Genomic DNA, 17131 nt, shown 5'->3' on the forward strand with positions numbered 1-17131 from the left:
GTTTCTCTCCCTCCCTGCGCTCCGGTGGCCGGCTAGGTGGCGGCAGGCGTGCCCTCGTCGCCGGGCTCCCGCCGCGGCGGTTTGGGCCGGGGCGGTTTGCTCGTGTGAATCAGCAGCGTTGCCTTTTCCATCTCGCCCGCGACCAGCGCGGGTGTCGCATGCAGCGTGCGGACGATCGCGTCCTCGATGGCTTCGCGTTGTTCCTTCAGCGGCTTCTTGAGCACCCAGTTGACCACCTCCGACTTCACGCCGGGGTGGCCGATGCCCAGGCGCAGTCGCCAGTAGTCGCCGGTGCCGAGTTGCGCGTGGATGTCGCGCAGGCCGTTGTGGCCGGCATGGCTGCCGCCGAACTTGAGCTTGGCCTGGCCGGGCACCACGTCGAGTTCGTCGTGCACTACGAGGATTTCTTCGGGCGCGATCTTGAAGAAGCGCGCGAGCGCGGCCACCGACTTGCCCGACAGGTTCATGAAGGTCTGCGGCTCCAGCAGCCAGATGCTCTGGCCGCCGATGCTCGCGCGCGCCGCGAGGCCGTGGTAGCCGCGCTCGGGCACGAGGTTGAGTTTCCAGTCGCGCGCCAGGGCGTCGATCCACCAGAAGCCCGCGTTGTGCCGCGTGGCTTCGTACTCTGGGCCCGGGTTTCCGAGGCCGACGAACAGCTTGATCATGGTTGGGATTATCTCGCCCCGAAAAAGCAGAAGGCCCGCACGGGGCGGGCCTTCTGCAGCAGCGGATGCGAAAGAAGATTACTTCTTGGCAGTCTTCGCGGCGGGGGTCTTGGCAGCCGGAGCAGCCTTGCCACCCTTGCCGGCCGGTGCGGCGGCGGCTGCATCGGCAGCGCCTTCGGCGGGAGCGTCGACTTCTTCAGCCGCCGGCGACACGGCCGAAGCCAGCACCGGGTTGACCTTGCCGTGGCTGACCCACTTCACGCCCTTGGGCAGCTTGATGTCCTTCAGCGTGACGGTGCCGTTCTTCTTCAGGCCCGACAGGTCGACTTCGATGAACTCGGGCAGATCGCTCGGCAGGCAGTTCAGTTCGAGTTCGGTCGTCACGTGGTTGACCAGGTTCAGGTCGATCTTGACGGCTTCGGATTCTTCTTCACCCTTGAAGTGCAGCGGCACCTTCATGGTCATGCGGGTCTTGGCATCGACGCGTTGGAAGTCGATGTGTTGCACCAGCTGGCGGAACGGGTGGTATTGCACGTCGCGCAGCAGGACCTTGCTGACAGCGCCGTCGATTTCCATCTCGAGCACGCTCGCGTGGAAGGCTTCCTTCTTCAGGGCGTGCCACAGCGCGTTGTGATCGATCTCGATCAGTTGCGGCTGGGTGTCGCCACCGTAGACGATACCGGGGGTCTTGCCCGAGATGCGGAGACGGCGGCTCGCACCCGTGCCCTGCTTTGCGCGCTCAAAAGCGACGAATTTCATAGTTAGCTCCTGTGAGAGTCCACCGCGACCAGTGAGACTCCGGTTCAACAAGGGCGCCTGTCCGAAATTGGAGAGGCGCCCGCTTTTTGCTCAGATCAGAACAGGTTGTCCTGGTCCGAGAACAAACTCATCACCGACTCGCCCTTGGCAATGCGCTGGATCGTTTCGGCGATCAGCGGTGCCACGGAGAGCTGGCGGATCTTTCCGCAGGCCAGGGCCGCGTCGGAAAGGGGAATGGTGTTGGTCACGACCACTTCGTCCAGGGCCGAGCCCTGCGTGATGCGCTCGATGGCCGGGCCCGAGAAGATCGGGTGCGTGCAGTAGGCGTAGACGCTCTTGGCGCCGCGCTCTTTCAGCACTTCGGCCGCTTTGACCAGCGTGCCGGCCGTGTCGATCATGTCGTCCATGATCACGCAGTTGCGGCCGTCGATTTCGCCGATGACGTTCATGACTTCGCTGACGTTGGCCTTCGGCCGGCGCTTGTCGATGATGGCGAGGTCGCAGTTCAGTTGCTTGGCCAGCGCGCGGGCACGGACCACGCCGCCGACGTCGGGCGAGACCACGATCAGGTCTTCGTAGTTCTTGGCGCGCAGGTCGCCCAGCAGAACCGGCGAGGCGTAGATGTTGTCGACCGGAATGTCGAAGAAGCCCTGGATCTGGTCGGCGTGCAGGTCCATCGTGAGCACGCGCTCGACGCCGACGGTTTCCAGCAGGTTGGCCACGACCTTGGCCGAGATCGGCACGCGGCTGGAGCGCGGGCGGCGGTCCTGGCGGGCATAGCCGAAGTAGGGGATCACGGCGCTGATGCGTTCGGCCGAAGCGCGCTTGAGCGCGTCGACCATGATCAGCAGTTCCATCAGGTTTTCGTTGGTCGGCGCGCAGGTCGACTGCACGACGAACACATCGCGGGCCCGGACGTTCTGGTTGATCTCGACGGTGACTTCACCATCGGAGAAACGGCCGACGCGGGCGGCGCCCAGCGACGTGCCGAGGTTGTGCGCGATTTCCGCGGCAAGGCCAGGATTGGCGTTGCCGGTGAAAACCATGAAATCAGGGTGGTTGGCCTGCATGAGCGCGTCCCGGCAGTGCGAATTGGCTGAGAAAGCCGCCAAAAGGTTTGTGATGCGTGGCGACCGGTGGGTCGCCGATTATTGCAGCGGGTGGGCTGCAAACGAAGACTGCGGCCGTTGGGCCGCAGTCTTTGAAGATTTGGCAGGGGAGAAAGGATTCGAACCTTTGCATGCTGGAATCAAAATCCAGTGCCTTAACCAGCTTGGCGACTCCCCTACACAGGTCGATGGTTTTCACCATCAACCGATATATGTCGCGTCGAACCGAATGAACGATCCGACTATCTTCAGGTTGCCCACCCACACAGTGGATGAACTTCCAGGTTGCCGCATTGACGAACCTGCCAGCCCTCGGGGGCTTGCGGCAGTTCCGCTTCGTGCGGCGCTTGCGGCAGTTTCGCGAACACCGAACTTCCGGAGCCGGTCATTCGTGCCTTCAACCCTTGGGCGCCGAGCCATTCGATGGCGTCGGTGACCGCGGGGCAAAGCCGCTGTGCAACCGGCTGCAGGTCGTTGCGACCGAAGTCGAAAACCGAGTCGCTCAAAACCGAGATTCTCTGGCTTGTCGCTTCGAGCGATTCGCTCTGTGCAGCAAAGCCTGTGATTATAGCAACAGGAGTTGAACGTTCAAGATCTGTTGCTGAAAAAATTAATCGGGTATCGAGCCCCTCGGGTGGTTTGACCACCGCGAAATGCGCGGGAGGGAGTGTAACCGGTGTCAGCAGCTCCCCGACGCCCTCGACCCACGCATTGTGGCCACCGAGGAAGAAAGGAACGTCGGCGCCGAGCTTCAGCCCGATGTGGGCCAGGCGCGACAGCGGCAGGTTCAGCCCCCACAGGCGGTTCAGCGCGAGCAGGCAGGTGGCGGCGTCCGATGAGCCGCCGCCCATGCCCGCCTGCGCCGGCACGTGCTTGGCCACGCCGATGTGCGCGCCCTGGCCCGGAGCCGCGAATGCCTGCAGGGCGCGCGCGGCGCGAATGACCAGGTCGTCGGCCGGCAGTTCGGTCGTCAGGTCTTCGCGGCTCAGTTGGCCGTCGCGGCGCAACTCGACATGCAATGTGTCGCACCAGTCGATCAGCATGAAGACCGATTGCAGCAGGTGGTAGCCGTCGTCGCGGCGGCCGGTGATGTGCAGGAAGAGGTTGAGCTTGGCCGGCGCGGGAAGGTCGTAGATCGCCTTCATGACCGTTCGAACACGATGCGCAGGTCGGCCCGCGGGCTCGGCGATTCGCGAACCGCCGCCAGCCGGCCGTTGGCGAGCTGCCCGAGGTCGGGCTTCCAGCCGGGCACGGACTCGTTGCGGCCCGCCAGCCAGCCGAACAACGCGCCCACCGGAATGGCGGCGCCCGTGGCCGCTTCGATCAACGCATCGACCGAGTCGAAGCGCCGTGTGTGGCTGCCGTCTTTCAGCAGCGCTTCGCCCGGTGCCCAGTGAAGCTGCGCGAGCGTGCTGCCGATGGGCGTGGTCAAGGTGAGGTCGCCGGCTTCGGCGGAGCCGCGCAACTCGAACAGCGCGGCAAAGGTCTGCACCGGCTCGCTCTCGATGCGAAGCGACATGCGGCCGTTCCAGCTGTCCGAGGTCGCGGGCGCCTTGGCGCCGCCGCCCGACAGCTGCGCGCAGCCCGCCAGGACAAGCAGCGCGGCGCCGCCCGCCGCCAGGAGCGTGCGACGGCCGAGGTCGATGTGTTGCGGCGAAAGCGCCCGTGCCAGCGCCATGTTCAGGGCTTCACGCGCAGGCGCTTGAGCGTCTCCTGCAGCGTTTCGTTCTCGGCGTCGCTCAGCAGGGCTTCCTTCCAGATCGTGATCGCGCGGTCTTTCTGGCCGGTGCTCCACAGCACTTCGCCGAAGTGCGCGCCGATCTCGGGATCGGGGCGCGTCTTGTAGGCCGCTTCGAGGATGCGGATCGCCTCGTTCGTGTTGCCGAGGCGGAACTCGACCCAGCCCAGGCTGTCGGCAATGAACGGATCGTCCGGCGCCAGCTGCACCGCCTTCTGGATCAGCGTGCGCGCCTCGTCGAGCCGGATCTTGCGATCGGCGAACGAATAGCCCAGTGCGTTGTAGGCGTTCTGGTTGTCGGGCTTGAGCTCGATGAGCCGGCGCAGCAGGCGCTCCATGTCGTCGAGGCGGTTGAGCTTCTCGGCGACCATCGACTGGTCATAGACGAGGTCGGCGTCGTCCGGCGCGGCGGCCGAGGCCTGCGCCAGCATGTCGTAGGCGGCCTGGTACTGCTTGGCGTCGCGCAGCAACTGCACCTCGGCGAGGAACTTCTGCTTCTTGTCGTCGGCGGTGCGCTCGGGCAGGGCGCGGATGAGTTCGCGCGCCTGCGGCAGCTTGCCCTGGCGTGCGAGCAGGGCCGCGCGGCGGGTCTGCGCGGCCACGATTTCATCGGCGCCGTCGACGCGCGAGAGCCAGCGCTCGGCGGCCGTGAAGTCCTTGCGGCGCTCCGCCAGTTGCGACAGCGCGAAGTAGGCCTGCGACACCGTGCGCTTGCGGTCGACCGCATCGCCGGCGTCCTTGGCCGGGCTGGCCGTGAGTTCGATGAAGCGCTTGAGCGAAGTCTCGGCGGCCGCGTCCTGCTTGGCCTGCATCTGCAGGCTGCCGAGCAGCAGCCACGGCTCGGGCAGTTCGGGGCGCTGCGTGGTCAGCGCCTGCAGCTGCGTGGCCGCGTCGGCAAAACGCCGGTTCTCGACCAGCACGCGCGCATAGGCGATGCGCAGGTCGGGCGCGGCCTTGGGGTTGTTGTTCAGGAAGCGCGTGACGATGGGCTCGGCCAGCGGCTGGCCGGGGTCGATCATCTCGAGCGCCAGCGCGGCCGGGGCATCGGACGCCGGATCGATGTCCTGGCCCTTGCGCGCGGCTTCCAGCGCGCCGGAGGCATCGCCCGCGTTCAGGCGCAGCCGGCCGGCGGTGGCCCATGCCAGGCCGCCGGTGACCGGGTTCTTCAGTTCGTCGGACAGCGCCTGCTCGACCACCGACGCGGCCAGCTTCTTGTCCGTGGCGCGCGAGTAGTTGCGCGCGATCACGGCCATCAGCAGCGGGCGTTCGATCTGCGAGGTGGCCGCGACTTCGGCGCGCAGCGGCTCGACCGTTTCACCGATGCGGTTGAGCGCGATCAGGATCTGCAGTTCGATGCGCCGCGCGTCGCGCGAGGCGGGCAGCGTTTCCTGCCAGGCACGGGCTGCCGCCAGCGCCGCGTCGCCGGAGCGCGATTGCAGCGCGATCTCGACCGCGCGCTGGAACAGCTTGCCGTCGCGCAGGCGGCGTGCGGCGTCGAGCACCAGCGCGTAGCCGGAGCCGGGGTCGCCGGAGCGAGTGGTCATCTCGCCCATCAGGATTTCGTAGAACAGGTCGGCGGTGAGCGCCGACGGCTGCGGCGCGGGCTCGGCGGCGGCCTTGGCGGCCACGGCGCGCGGCCGGATTGCGGGCTTGGCCGGGGCGGACCGTTCGATGACGGGCGCGGGGCTGGTGGGCGCTGCGGGATCGGTGGTTTGCGCGTGAACCGCGCAGGCCAGCAAGACTAAAGACGCGGCCGCCGCAAGGCGGTGTCGGCGGGGCGGAAGGTTCATCCGACCATAATAATCCAGCTTTTGAACGTGCGCCGCGTGGGGCTTCGTCGCCGTTCGCATTTGCCGGAGATTTACTTTTCATGCCCGAATTACCCGAAGTCGAAGTCACCCGGCGCGGCATTGCCGACCGCATCGCGGGCGCGCGCATCGACGCGGTGCGCATCGGCAAACCCTTGCGCTGGGCCCTGATGGTGCTGCCCGAAGCGCTGGTGGGCAGGCGCGTGCTGCAGGTGCGCCGGCGCGGCAAATACCTGCTGATCGACCTGGACCGCGGCATCCTGCTGCTGCACCTGGGCATGTCGGGCAGCCTGCGTTTCGACAAGGTGCTGCCGCCGCCCGACGCGCACGACCACTTCGACCTCGCGACCGACCTCGGCACCCTGCGGCTGAACGACCCGAGGCGCTTCGGCGCCGTGGTCTATGTGGAGAACGAAGACGCGCCCTGGGCCATCAAGCTGCTCGGCGGCCTGGGCATGGAGCCGCTGGGCGAGGACTTCGACCTCGACGTCTTTCATGCCGGCCTCAAGAAGCGCAAGACGGCCGTCAAGCAGGTGCTGCTGGCGGGCGACGTGGTGGTGGGCGTGGGCAACATCTATGCGTCGGAGGCGCTGTTCCAGGCCGGCATCCGGCCCACGCTGTCGGCGGCGCGCATCAGCCGGCCGCGCGCGGCCAAGCTGCATGCGGCGGTGCGCGAGATCCTGGCGCGCGCGGTCGAGAAGGGCGGCAGCACGCTGCGCGACTTCTCGAACATCGACGGCCAGAACGGTTATTTCCAGCTCGAGGCGACCGTCTACGGCCGGGCCGGCGAGCCTTGTCGGGTTTGTGCAACGCCGATTCGCCTGCTCAAGCAGGGCCAGCGCTCCACCTACTACTGCCCCAATTGCCAGAAGTAGCCGTCCCGCGCCGCGAATGGAATGCCCCGGAAACGGTTGTTGCACGCCTCCCGATGCTATATTTGTAAGCTAATCCTTACATATTTCCCTTGAGCCGCTCTTTCAACCAACAACTCGATCAGCACGGTGCCTGGCGGAGCAACTTCGCCCGCCGGCTGCAGTGGCTGTCCCGCTGGCTGACAGAGAACGAGCTGCTCGACCAGGCGGTGGCCGAGCGCCTGCGCGGCCTCGAAACGCAGATCCGCACCAGCAAGGTCATGGTCGCCTTCGTCGCGGAGTTCTCGCGCGGCAAGTCGGAGCTGATCAACGCCATCTTCTTTGCCGGCTACGGGCGGCGCATCATGCCCGCGAGCGCGGGCCGCACGACGATGTGCCCGACCGAGCTGGGCTACGACCCCGCCCTGTCGCCGAAGCTGCGCCTGCTGCCCATCGAGACCCGCCTGGAGCCGCACTCGCTCGCCCACTGGCGCGAGAAGCCTTCGCGCTGGACCGAGATCGCCATCGACGTGAGCAACGCCGAGCAACTGGCGCAGGCCATGGGCAAGGTGGCCGAGGTGCGCTGGGTCGCCAAGGACGAAGCCCGCACGCTGGGTTTCTGGAACGACGAAACGCCCGACGACAACCCGGTGCAGGACACCGAGGGCCGCGTCGAGATTCCGCGCTGGCGCCATGCGGTGCTGAACATGCCGCACCCGCTGCTGGAGCAGGGGCTGGTGATTCTCGACACCCCGGGCCTGAACGCGATTGGCGCCGAGCCCGAGCTCACGGTGAGCCTGATTCCGCAGGCGCACGCGGTCGTCTTCATCCTGGGCGCCGAAACCGGCGTCACGCGCTCCGACCTGTCGATCTGGCGCGAACACCTCATTACCGAGGACGAGGGCAACAACACGCGCTTCGTGGTGCTCAACAAGATTGACACCATGTGGGACACGCTGAGCACGCCCGCGCAGATCGCACAGCAGATCGAGCGCCAGCGCGACAGCGCGGCCCGCCTGCTCGAAGTGCCGCTGGCGCAGGTGCTGCCGGTGTCGGCGCAGAAGGGCCTGCAGGCCAAGATCCAGCGCGACGTGCCGCTGCTCGAGGCCAGCCGCCTGCCGGCGCTCGAAGCCCTGCTGGGCGAAGGCGTGCTCGGCAAGCGCGAAACCATGCTGCGGCTCGCGGTCGATGCCGGCATGACCTCGCTGCGCACCGAGGCCGAACGCATCCTCAAAGTGCGGCAGCGCGACCTGTCCGAGCAGGCGCTCGAGCTGCAGGGGCTGCGCGGCAAGAACGTTTCGGTGATCCGCCACATGCGCGCGCGCATCGACCAGGAGCACGCCGAGTTCGAAGGCAGCAACACGCGCATCCTGGCGCTGCGTTCGGTGCAGGGCAAGCTGCTGCGCGAGGTGTATGCCGTGCTCGGGCGCACCGCGCTCAAGGCCGACATGGTGCGGCTGTCGGCGGCGCTCAAGCGCCCCGGCGTCAAGTTCAATGTGCGCAAGGTGTACGCCGAGACCTTCGACTCGCTGCGCAACAACCTGCGCGAAGTGCAGGCGACCACGGCCGAGATCCAGTCGATGCTGCACGCCACCTTCCGCCAGCTCAACGCCGAGCAGGGCTTTACCTTGCAGGCGCCGGCCGAGCCTGACCTCACGGGCTTCGAGCAGGAGCTGAGCCAGATCGAACGCAGCCACATCCACTACCTGGGCGTGGGCAACCTGCTGAAGCTTGCGCAGGCCGACTTCTGCGACAAGCTGGTGCGCGCGCTGGCCAGCCGGCTTCGGCTCGTCAACGAAGCCGCCATGACCGAGGTCGAGCGCTGGAGCAAGGGCGCGAGCGCGCAGATCGATGCGCAGCTGAAGGAGCGGCGTCGCAATTTCAGCAAGCGCATCGAAGCGATCGAGCGCATCCAGAGCGCGGCGGGCAACCTCGACGAGCGGCTGCTCGAGCTGGCCGCGCAAGAGAGCAACCTGGCCGAGCTGCATCTGCGCCTGCGCGAGTTCACCACGCTCATCACGCAGCAAGGCAAGCCGCAGGACGCTGCTGCGGCTGTCGGCGAACTGCGTGCGGCCTGAGCGTTCCGCCTCCACGGCGGCGGCGACCCTTCGATTGCCCCCCGACTTCGCCGCGCAGGTCGTGGCCTGGCAACGCAGCCACGGCCGCAGCCAGCTGCCGTGGCAGAACACGCGCGACCCGTACCGCGTGTGGCTGTCGGAGGTGATGCTCCAGCAGACGCAAGTGACGACGTGCTCGGCTACTTCGCGCGCTTTCTCGAACGATTTCCGGATGTGAAGGCGCTGGCCGCCGGCACCGAAGACGAGGTGTTCGGCCTCTGGAGCGGCCTGGGCTACTACAGCCGCGCGCGCAACATGCACCGCTGCGCGCAGGACGTGGTCGCGCGCTTCGGCGGCGAGTTTCCGCGCACGGCCGAAGAGCTGGTGACCTTGCCCGGCATCGGGCGCTCCACGGCCGCCGCGATTGCCGCCTTCTGCTTCGGCGAACGCGTCGCCATCCTCGACGGCAACGTCAAGCGCGTGCTGACGCGCGTGCTCGGCTTTGCCGGCGACATGTCGTCGTCGGCGCAGGAGCGCGCGCTGTGGGACCTGGCAACGCAATTGCTGCCGCCCGCCGAGCAGCGCGAAGCCATCGCGCACTACACGCAGGGGCTCATGGACCTGGGGGCCACGGTCTGCCTGCCGCGCAAGCCGAGCTGCATGATCTGCCCGGTCGACAAGACCTGCGTGGGCTTGCGCGAAGGCGCGCCCGAGCGTTACCCCGTCAAGACTCGCAAGCTCAAGCGCAGCGCGCAGTCGCTCTGGCTGCTGCTGGCGCGCGATGCGCAAGGCCGTGTGTGGCTGGAGAAGCGGCCGGCCAAGGGCATCTGGGCGGGGCTCTATTGCCTGCCGGTGTTCGACAGCCGCGACGACCTGCTCGCCGCGCTGCCGCCGAAGGCGCAACGCGGCGTGAAAGACCTGCCGGCTTTCGTGCATGTGCTGACCCACAAGGATCTGCACCTGCACCCGGTGCTGCTCGAAGGCGCGCAGCCGCAAGGCGAGGGGGCGCGCTGGGTCGAGGCGCAGGAATGGGGCCGGCTGGGCCTGCCGGCGCCGGTGCGCAAGCTGCTGGAGAGCAGCGAGGCGCCGTAAGTCTCGTCAGGTCGCGTCGAGCTCGCGGTGCCGCTTGAGCGCACCCCAGCGGGCGCCGAACAACCGCGCCAGCTGCTCGACCAGGAACACCGAACGGTGCTGCCCGCCGGTGCAGCCGATGGCCACCGTCACGTAGCTGCGATGGTCGCGCGCCAGCGCGTCGAGCCAGTGCGACAGGAACTGTTCGATGTCGTCGTACATGCGCGCCACATCGTCGTGTTCGCGCAGCCATTCGATCACCGGTTCGTCGCGGCCCGTGAGCGGGCGCAGCGCGGGCACGTAGTGCGGGTTGGGCAGCATGCGCACGTCGAACACGTAGTCGGCATCGAGCGGCACGCCGCGCTTGAACGCGAACGACTCGAACACCAGCGTCAGCGCGCTCTGCGGCGCCGAGATCAGCGACTTGATGTAGCTCTGCAGCTGCGCCGGCCGGATCAGGCTGGTGTCGATCACGTCGGCGCCGTCGCGCAGGTCGGCCAGCAACTCGCGCTCCAGCTCGATGGCCTGCATCAGCACCCGGTGCTGCTCGGGCACGTCGGTGCGGCCCTCCTGGCGCGACAGCGGATGGCGGCGGCGCGTTTCAGAGTAGCGGCGCAGCAGCGCGTCGGTGGTCGCGTCGAGGAACAGCGAGCGCAGAGAAATGTCGCCGTCGCGCCGCAGCGCCTCCAGCTGCTGCGGGACGATCGGTAGCGACACACCGCTGCGCACGTCCATCGCAATGGCCACGCGCGTGGCCTGCTGCTCGTGCTGCAGGGCGATGAACGACGTCAGCAGCTCGGGCGGCAGGTTGTCGACGCAGTAGTAGCCCGCGTCTTCCAGCGCGTGCAGGGCCACCGACTTGCCGGAACCCGACATGCCCGTGATGAGTACGAGGTCCAGGCTCATGGCGCGGTCGCCGAAGCGGTCTGGTGGCCGAGCATCTCGCGTGCGTGCGCAAGCGAAGTCTGCGAGACCTTTTCGCCGCCCAGCATGCGGGCGATTTCCCGGGCGCGGTTGTCGTCGTCCAGGCGCGACACGCCGCTCTCGGTGCGTGGGCCTTCCTTGCCGGCCGCCGCGGTCTGGCGCTTGGCCACCACGAGGTGGTGGTCGGCACACGCGGCCACCTGGGGCAGGTGGGTCACGGCCAGCACCTGGCGGTCGCGGCCGAGTTGCTTCATCAGGCGGCCGACCGTTTCGGCGACGGCGCCGCCGACACCGGCGTCCACCTCGTCGAAGATCAGCGTCTGCGCGGCGCCGAGCTGGCTGGTCGTCACGGCGATGGCCAGCGCGATGCGCGATAGCTCGCCGCCCGACGCCACCTTGCCGATGGCGCGCGGCGTGCTGCCCGTGTGGCCAGCCACGAGGAAGGCCACGTCTTCGAGGCCGGCGCGGCCGGGCTGTGCCAGCGGCTGCAGTTCGACTTCGAAGCGGCCGCCCTGCATGCCCAGGCCCTGCATCGCTTCAGTGACGGCTTGGGCCAGGCGCGGCGCCGCCTGCTTGCGCGACTTGCCGAGCGCCTTCGCTTCCTTCATGTAGGCCTGCTGCGCGTTCTGTTCGGCGCGCTCCAGGCCTTCGAGGTCGCTTTGCGCGTCGAGTGCCTGCAGCTCGGCCTGCCAGCCGGCCAGCAGCGCCGGCAGGTCGGCCGGCGTGCGCTTGTAGCGGCGCGCGAGCGACATCCACGAACCCATGCGCTCGTCGAGTTCGGCCAGGCTTTGCGGATCGGCTTCGGCGTCGCGCAGGTAGCCGTGCAGCGAATGGGCCGCGTCGGAGGCCTGCGCCACGCAGGACGCGAGCACTTCGCCCAGGTTGCGGAACTCGGGCTCGATGTGCTCGCAGTTCTGCAGCAGCGTGGCCGCGCGCGTGAGCGCGGACAGCGCGCCGTTGTCGTCGTCCTCGAGCGCCTGGCTGGCGCCTTGCGCGGCATCGATCAGCGCCTGTGCGTTGGAGATGCGCGAGTGGTTGGTCGACAGTTCTTCCCACTCGTCGCGCCCGGTGCGAGCTTGGCGACTTCGGAAATCTGCCACTGCAGCCGCTCGCGTTCGCGCTGCAGCGAGTCTTGCGCCGAGCGCGCATGTTCGAGCGCGGAAAGCGCCTGCCGCCAGCCTTGCCAGGCGGCGTCGAGTGCGTCGGTGCGCACGCCCGCATAGGCGTCGAGCAGGCCGCGCACGGCCTCGGGCCGGGTCAGGCTCTGCCAGGCGTGCTGGCCGTGGATGTCGAGCAGGCGGTCGCCGAGTTCGCGCAGTTGCGTGGCCGTGGCGGGGCTGCCGTTGATCCAGCCGCGGCTGCGGCCCTGCAGGTCGACGGTGCGGCGCAGCAGCAGCGCGTCGCCGGGCTCGAAGCCGCCTTCGTCGAGCCAGCTTTCCAGCGCCGGGTCGGCATCGAACTCGGCGCTCACGTCCAGCCGCTCGGCGCCTTCGCGCACCGCGCCCGCGTCGCGCGGTTGCCCAGCGCCAGTTGCAGCGCGTCGATCAATATGGATTTGCCCGCGCCGGTTTCGCCGGTGAGTACCGTGAAGCCGCCGGACAGGTCGAGTTCGAGTGATCGCACGATCACGAAGTCGCGCAGTGCGATGCGTCGCAGCGCCATTTCAGGAGCCCCCTTCGTTCCAGTGAAGTTTCTTGCGCAGCGTGTCGAAATAGCTCCAGCCGCGCGGATGCAAAAAGCGCACGCGAAAGTCGGAGCGGCGCACCACCACGCGATCGCCGATCGCGAGCGTGGCCAGTGACTGCATGTCGAAATTGGCGCTGGCGTCGCGCCCGCCCACCAGCTCGATGACGATCTCGTCGGCATCGGGCAGCAGCACCGGGCGGTTCGACAGCGTGTGCGGCGCGATCGGCACCAGCACCCAGCCCGGCACCGCCGGGTGGAGCAGCGGCCCGCCGGCCGACAGCGCGTAGGCGGTCGAGCCCGTGGGCGTGGCGATGATCAGGCCGTCGGCGCGCTGGTTGGCCACGAAGTGGCGGCCCACCGATACGCGCAGCTCGACCATGCCCGAGGTGGCGCCGCGGTTGACCACCACGTCGTTCATGGCCAGCGCGTCGAACACCGAGGCGCCGTCGCGCATGACCTGCGCGTGCATCAGGCTGCGGTGGTCTTCCTCGTATTCGCCGGCCAGCATCGGAATCAGCGTGGCCTGGTAGTTGTCCAGCGGGATGTCGGTGATGAAGCCGAGCCGGCCGCGGTTGATGCCGATCAGCGGAATGCCGTAGCTTGCGAGTTGCCGGCCGATGCCCAGCATGGTGCCGTCGCCGCCGACCACCAGGCCGAGGTCGCAGCGCTGGCCGATTTCCTCGACCGACAGGGCTTCGTAGCGCGAATTGGCGCCGGCGTCGGCCTCTTCGTCTTCGCAAGTCGAGCGCTCGACAAATACCGTGCAGCCCTGCGATTCGAGGAAGGTGCCGATGCCTTCCATCACGCCGTCGCGCGCATCCGCCTGCGCGCGGGCGCCGGAAGCCTGGTATTTGCCAATCAAGGCGACGTGACGGAAGCGAGAGGTCATATCTCACAAATTACAACACTAAAATCTTGCAATGCTGGACGACCGTGCCAAGTTGCTGCTCAAGACGCTCGTCGAGCGCTACATCGCCGACGGGCAACCCGTCGGCTCCCGCACGCTCTCGCGTTCTTCGGGGCTGGATCTGTCGCCCGCGACCATCCGCAACGTCATGTCCGACCTCGAGGCGCTGGGGCTGATTGCCAGCCCGCACACCTCGGCCGGCCGCATCCCCACGCACCGCGGCTACCGCCTGTTCGTCGACACCATGCTGACCGCCCAGCGCGAGCAGATGAGCCCGCCGGCGCTGGCGCACGACCAGCCGCAAAAGGTGATTGCCAACGCGGCGAACCTGCTGTCGAACCTGTCGCAGTTCGTGGGCGTGGTGATGGCGCCGCGCCGCGCGTCGGTGTTCAAGCAGATCGAGTTCCTGCGGCTGTCCGACCGGCGGCTGCTGGTGATCATCGTGTCGCCCGACGGCGATGTGCAGAACCGGGTGATCTTTCCGGAGGCCGACTACTCGCAGTCGCAACTGGTCGAGGCGTCGAACTACATCAACGCCAACTACGCGGGCCTGACCATCGAGCAGGTGCGCGACCGGTTGCAGTCCGAGGTCGAAAAACTGCGCGGCGAGATCGCGGCGCTGATGCAGGCCGCGGTGAACGTCAGCTCCGAGGTGCTGACCGAGGCGCAGGAAGACGACGTCGTGATTTCCGGCGAGCGCAACCTGCTGGCCGTGACCGATTTCTCCAGCGACATGGGGCAACTGCGCCGGGCCTTCGAGCTCTTCGAGCAGAAGGCGCAACTGATGCGGCTGCTCGACGTGTCGAGCAAGGCCGAGGGCGTGCGCATCTTCATCGGCGGCGAAAGCCAGGTGGTGCCGTTCGAGGAGCTGTCGATCGTCAGCGCCAACTACGAGGTCGACGGGCAGGTCGTGGGCACGCTGGGCGTGATCGGGCCGACGCGCATGCCCTACGACCGCATGATCCAGATCGTCGACATCACGTCGCGCCTGGTGAGCAATGCCCTGAGCCATCGCAAATAGGCGGCGCCGCGCGAATATAGAATCGTGCCGCGTGGGCCGTTAGCTCAGTTGGTTAGAGCAGCGGACTCATAATCCGTTGGTCGATGGTTCAAGCCCATCACGGCCTACCACAATCCCCGTATTTGCTGGATGTAGTGCTACATATCTTGTAGCACTGCTCCGTAATTCCTAAGCGAGGCAAAACTACGCGAGGCTGTCAAAGCTGTCGGCGTTATGGTTGTTGATGTGCGGCGCTATCTGGGAAAGTAGCGCCTTCTAATGAAAGGTGTGCCGGTTCGGTGCCGACCCCGGGAATGAAAAAGCCCGCGCGAGGCGGGATTCAGAACGGGCTTTTTTACTCGGTTCACCGGAAGTCTAGCGAGGGCGAGGAGGGCGCATGGCGATCTCAGAGCTTGGATGCATCGGAACGGTCGCGTTTGACGTCGTCTTCAATCTTCTTTTGACCAAGCGGGCGATACGAGAACGCAACCCTCGACTGATCGGTGTAGCCGGCGCGCTCAGATAGCAAGATCAAGACTTTCGGCCCTCGCCACATGCTCTCTTCGGAATCGAGCACGGCACCGCCGTTCGTCACCACGCTTTTCACTTCGACCTCATGCGGTTCTCCATATCGTTCTACGAGAATCGCCTTGAGGCGTCGGTAGCTGTCATCGCGGTCAACCGCCATGGCGATGAGTTGTACGCGCCCATCAATAAAGCGCACGCGTCCGCCCCCAAGAAGGAAGTTCAGGGGTAGGCCCCACAGTGTGCCGGTCGACCGGTCTGCGCTGTCGGCTTCGAGACAGGGCGTTCTGGCCTGGCGCGCAGCGTCACCCGGTGGGCAGCGCGGAATCGCATCCCTCCGCCCACCAAATTCGATCCCCATGATTGAGGCTGGTTCTTGAGCCCACTGGGCATTCGCGAGCGTACTGATAGCCAAGAGTCCGGCCGCAATGAAGTTTCGCATTTCTTCGCTCCTCGAGAGTTTTCTTTTGCGGGTCAGCACTCAGCGCGATGTCCGCGATGCGCGAGTTCAATTCCGGCCTCAGGCGTCTGCTTACCCCCCGACTTTCGAGGTGGTCGCTCCAAACTGTTGGAGACATGCCGTCACTGCTTTGATCTCTGGTTCAAGCGTGGTTATGGTCCTTCGCTCCTTCATGCGTGACACGGTGTACGTTCCGTCGTCGCGAAGTTCGGCCGTCATGAGCTTGTTGGTGAGCGATATGGCGTCCACCCTGTAACCCCACGCTCGCTTTATGAGCCTCGCCTGTGATGGCGCGGCGTAGTTCATCACGGTGTCCCAGCCGTCGAAGATGCAATCGGCCAAGAGCGCCTGCTTGGAGGGCTCATACCGCCCCTGTGCGATCGGCTCGAAAGTCTCGGGAGAGATCTCAATCGGGATTTGTGAGCATCCCGAGATTGCGAGCAGCCCGACCGCTGAGGCGCAGATACCCAAACGAAATTTCATCCTCTTTTCACTCCTGTTTGTTGGTCGTAAGCATAGCGAAGGATTGGTGGCGCTCGCCTTCATTGATCACGACCGAAAAGCCCGTGTTCAAGCTTTCCGAGGATCCGCGCTAGAAAAGCGCATGCCTGAACCTCGCGGCCGTCGCCACCCTCTGTTTCTTCGGCTGCTCAAGCCGGTCGATGCTGTCTATCTCGACGCGGTCACGCCCGTAGCTTGAGACGATGACGAATGTTATGAGAACGTTGAGGGCGTGGCCTACATCGTCACTCGGCAGTGCGCAAGGATGCGCGCCTGGGCGCAGCAGCTACGCAAGCTGCATAACGCCGACGAGACCTACAAGACGGAAGAGGGCATGGGCGTTCGCATCGAGGTCGATGCGGCATCGCCGGGCGTGATGGTGGCCGCCGACGGCGCCGAGGTCGCGCTGCAGTAATGTCAGACTACTTTCGCCCGCTGCCTCGATACTGCTCGATGAGCACGGTCGCAAAGGTGTCTGCGGCTACGTAGATCTTCCAATTTGGATTGTCCCCACAGATCTTGTCCATGACCAACTCGATTGAGGTAGGAGGCGGCACATCTAGGACCGAGTTGCCTTTTGCCCCGGCAGCGTTCTTGCTCGAAAGAAAGCCTTGAACCCAGGCGACCACCAGTCCTTCGATGACAGCTTCTCTATCCTGTTGCGGCTTTTTCCTTGCGTCGAGCCAAACGTCGCAGGTGGCTACTCCTATGCCGGCCATGGCTTGCTCCGCCTGAGCAAGGCCAGTCGCCGCGAACATCAGAGTCGAGAGGATGTATCGGATTGGTTTCATGAGCCCATTGTCCATGAGCCATTTGGCGTCAAAGGCAGCTCGCAGTTACCCAGTAAGCGCCCTGCGTGACCGCGAGTCCACTTCGACGGACTTTCTCGTGCCTATGGCTTTTAGGGTGAGCGATCAGGAGCACGCAAACATGGGATGCTGAACCGTCCCCAGCCCTTGGCACAATTCAGAAAAGCTGAGGAGAAGAGACGAGGGAGAAGAGACTGATAGTGGGCTTTGCTATTTCGGCCGGATGGATTGCGCTCGCCGTCAAGCCAACTTACGACTTGA

The 17131-nt window shown here is 66.3% G+C and carries 15 protein-coding genes, 2 tRNA genes and 3 pseudogenes; 8 read left to right on the forward strand and 12 right to left on the reverse strand.

Annotation, left to right across the window (positions count from 1 at the left end; translation table 11 throughout):
- Positions 1 to 32 precede the first annotated feature (32 nt).
- From pth to BMG07_RS17255, 7 genes are all read right to left on the reverse strand, one after another.
- A complete protein-coding gene (pth, locus tag BMG07_RS17225; protein ID WP_198085600.1) occupies positions 33 to 665 on the reverse strand; it encodes an aminoacyl-tRNA hydrolase in 633 nt (210 codons plus the stop codon).
- Between the two features lie 78 nt (positions 666 to 743).
- The gene (locus BMG07_RS17230; RefSeq protein ID WP_198085601.1) at positions 744 to 1424 is read right to left on the reverse strand and encodes a 50S ribosomal protein L25/general stress protein Ctc; all 681 of its coding nucleotides are present in this window, start codon (positions 1422 to 1424) and stop codon (positions 744 to 746) included.
- 95 nt (positions 1425 to 1519) lie between these two features.
- Positions 1520 to 2494 (reverse strand): ribose-phosphate pyrophosphokinase, encoded by a 975-nt coding sequence (locus BMG07_RS17235; RefSeq protein ID WP_093247318.1) that lies wholly within the window; start codon positions 2492 to 2494, stop codon positions 1520 to 1522.
- A 140-nt stretch (positions 2495 to 2634) separates the two neighbouring features.
- Positions 2635 to 2711 (reverse strand) — tRNA-Gln (locus BMG07_RS17240).
- 70 nt (positions 2712 to 2781) lie between these two features.
- Positions 2782 to 3678 carry a 4-(cytidine 5'-diphospho)-2-C-methyl-D-erythritol kinase gene (ispE, locus tag BMG07_RS17245; RefSeq protein ID WP_198085602.1) on the reverse strand — a complete coding sequence of 299 codons (897 nt, stop codon included), beginning with the start codon at positions 3676 to 3678 and terminating at the stop codon, positions 2782 to 2784.
- Complete coding sequence (locus BMG07_RS17250; RefSeq protein WP_198085603.1) at positions 3675 to 4211, reverse strand: lipoprotein insertase outer membrane protein LolB; 537 nt, start codon at positions 4209 to 4211, stop codon at positions 3675 to 3677. The genes ispE and BMG07_RS17250 overlap by 4 nt, the downstream gene beginning before the upstream one ends.
- 2 nt (positions 4212 to 4213) lie before the next feature.
- Positions 4214 to 6061, reverse strand: coding sequence for a tetratricopeptide repeat protein (locus BMG07_RS17255; protein ID WP_198085604.1), 1848 nt, complete (start codon positions 6059 to 6061; stop codon positions 4214 to 4216).
- An 80-nt stretch (positions 6062 to 6141) separates the two neighbouring features.
- Here BMG07_RS17255 and mutM point away from each other — a divergent pair, with 80 nt between their 5' ends.
- The 3 genes and pseudogenes from mutM to mutY all read left to right on the forward strand — a co-directional run bounded on the left by mutM (position 6142) and on the right by mutY (position 10079).
- Entirely contained in the window at positions 6142 to 6954 is an 813-nt protein-coding gene (gene mutM / locus BMG07_RS17260) for a bifunctional DNA-formamidopyrimidine glycosylase/DNA-(apurinic or apyrimidinic site) lyase (RefSeq protein WP_198085605.1), read from the forward strand.
- Between the two features lie 89 nt (positions 6955 to 7043).
- Positions 7044 to 9008, forward strand: a complete 1965-nt coding sequence (locus BMG07_RS17265; protein ID WP_198085606.1) for a dynamin family protein — start codon at positions 7044 to 7046, stop codon at positions 9006 to 9008.
- A gap of 34 nt (positions 9009 to 9042) precedes the next feature.
- Positions 9043 to 10079, forward strand: a pseudogene (mutY, locus tag BMG07_RS17270) (A/G-specific adenine glycosylase).
- A 6-nt stretch (positions 10080 to 10085) separates the two neighbouring features.
- Here mutY and rapZ read toward each other — a convergent pair.
- From rapZ to BMG07_RS17285, 3 genes and pseudogenes are all read right to left on the reverse strand, one after another.
- Positions 10086 to 10964, reverse strand: a complete 879-nt coding sequence (rapZ, locus tag BMG07_RS17275; protein ID WP_198085607.1) for an RNase adapter RapZ — start codon at positions 10962 to 10964, stop codon at positions 10086 to 10088.
- Positions 10961 to 12644: pseudogene (recN, locus tag BMG07_RS17280) on the reverse strand (DNA repair protein RecN). Before recN ends, rapZ begins: the two are co-directional and overlap by 4 nt.
- 1 nt (position 12645) lies before the next feature.
- Positions 12646 to 13557 (reverse strand): NAD kinase, encoded by a 912-nt coding sequence (locus BMG07_RS17285; protein ID WP_198085608.1) that lies wholly within the window; start codon positions 13555 to 13557, stop codon positions 12646 to 12648.
- Between the two features lie 31 nt (positions 13558 to 13588).
- Here BMG07_RS17285 and hrcA point away from each other — a divergent pair, with 31 nt between their 5' ends.
- From hrcA to BMG07_RS44925, 3 genes and pseudogenes are all read left to right on the forward strand, one after another.
- On the forward strand, positions 13589 to 14596 hold the full coding sequence (gene hrcA, locus BMG07_RS17290; protein ID WP_198085609.1) for a heat-inducible transcriptional repressor HrcA: 1008 nt from the start codon (positions 13589 to 13591) through the stop codon (positions 14594 to 14596).
- 33 nt (positions 14597 to 14629) lie between these two features.
- Positions 14630 to 14706, forward strand: a tRNA-Ile gene (locus BMG07_RS17295).
- A 70-nt stretch (positions 14707 to 14776) separates the two neighbouring features.
- Positions 14777 to 14845: pseudogene (locus BMG07_RS44925) on the forward strand (hypothetical protein); the annotation flags it as partial.
- Positions 14846 to 14981: 136 nt separating this feature from the next.
- Here the strand turns inward: BMG07_RS44925 and BMG07_RS17305 are convergent.
- Positions 14982 to 15542 carry a hypothetical protein gene (locus BMG07_RS17305; protein WP_198085610.1) on the reverse strand — a complete coding sequence of 187 codons (561 nt, stop codon included), beginning with the start codon at positions 15540 to 15542 and terminating at the stop codon, positions 14982 to 14984.
- Positions 15543 to 15888: 346 nt separating this feature from the next.
- Here BMG07_RS17305 and BMG07_RS17310 point away from each other — a divergent pair, with 346 nt between their 5' ends.
- Positions 15889 to 16260, forward strand: coding sequence for a hypothetical protein (locus BMG07_RS17310; RefSeq protein WP_198085611.1), 372 nt, complete (start codon positions 15889 to 15891; stop codon positions 16258 to 16260).
- A gap of 33 nt (positions 16261 to 16293) precedes the next feature.
- On the forward strand, positions 16294 to 16476 hold the full coding sequence (locus tag BMG07_RS17315) for a hypothetical protein (protein WP_198085612.1): 183 nt from the start codon (positions 16294 to 16296) through the stop codon (positions 16474 to 16476).
- 7 nt (positions 16477 to 16483) lie between these two features.
- Here the strand turns inward: BMG07_RS17315 and BMG07_RS17320 are convergent, their stop codons facing one another.
- Positions 16484 to 16852 carry a hypothetical protein gene (locus BMG07_RS17320; protein WP_198085613.1) on the reverse strand — a complete coding sequence of 123 codons (369 nt, stop codon included), beginning with the start codon at positions 16850 to 16852 and terminating at the stop codon, positions 16484 to 16486.
- Positions 16853 to 17131 lie beyond the last annotated feature (279 nt).

The organism is Variovorax sp. E3 (genome assembly GCF_016082275.1).
Classification (GTDB): Bacteria; Pseudomonadota; Gammaproteobacteria; order Burkholderiales; family Burkholderiaceae_C; genus Variovorax.

Excerpts from the sequence above, each read along its gene's own strand:
- pth (WP_198085600.1), bottom strand. The coding sequence starts at position 665 with ATGATCAAGCTGTTCGTCGGCCTCGGAAACCCGGGCCCAGAGTACGAA.
- BMG07_RS17230 (WP_198085601.1), bottom strand. The coding sequence starts at position 1,424 with ATGAAATTCGTCGCTTTTGAGCGCGCAAAGCAGGGCACGGGTGCGAGC.
- BMG07_RS17235 (WP_093247318.1), bottom strand. The coding sequence starts at position 2,494 with ATGCAGGCCAACCACCCTGATTTCATGGTTTTCACCGGCAACGCCAAT.
- ispE (WP_198085602.1), bottom strand. The coding sequence starts at position 3,678 with ATGAAGGCGATCTACGACCTTCCCGCGCCGGCCAAGCTCAACCTCTTC.
- BMG07_RS17250 (WP_198085603.1), bottom strand. The coding sequence starts at position 4,211 with ATGGCGCTGGCACGGGCGCTTTCGCCGCAACACATCGACCTCGGCCGT.
- BMG07_RS17255 (WP_198085604.1), bottom strand. The coding sequence starts at position 6,061 with ATGAACCTTCCGCCCCGCCGACACCGCCTTGCGGCGGCCGCGTCTTTA.
- mutM (WP_198085605.1), top strand. The coding sequence starts at position 6,142 with ATGCCCGAATTACCCGAAGTCGAAGTCACCCGGCGCGGCATTGCCGAC.
- rapZ (WP_198085607.1), bottom strand. The coding sequence starts at position 10,964 with ATGAGCCTGGACCTCGTACTCATCACGGGCATGTCGGGTTCCGGCAAG.
- BMG07_RS17285 (WP_198085608.1), bottom strand. The coding sequence starts at position 13,557 with ATGACCTCTCGCTTCCGTCACGTCGCCTTGATTGGCAAATACCAGGCT.
- hrcA (WP_198085609.1), top strand. The coding sequence starts at position 13,589 with ATGCTGGACGACCGTGCCAAGTTGCTGCTCAAGACGCTCGTCGAGCGC.
- BMG07_RS17305 (WP_198085610.1), bottom strand. The coding sequence starts at position 15,542 with ATGCGAAACTTCATTGCGGCCGGACTCTTGGCTATCAGTACGCTCGCG.
- BMG07_RS17310 (WP_198085611.1), top strand. The coding sequence starts at position 15,889 with ATGCAATCGGCCAAGAGCGCCTGCTTGGAGGGCTCATACCGCCCCTGT.
- BMG07_RS17320 (WP_198085613.1), bottom strand. The coding sequence starts at position 16,852 with ATGAAACCAATCCGATACATCCTCTCGACTCTGATGTTCGCGGCGACT.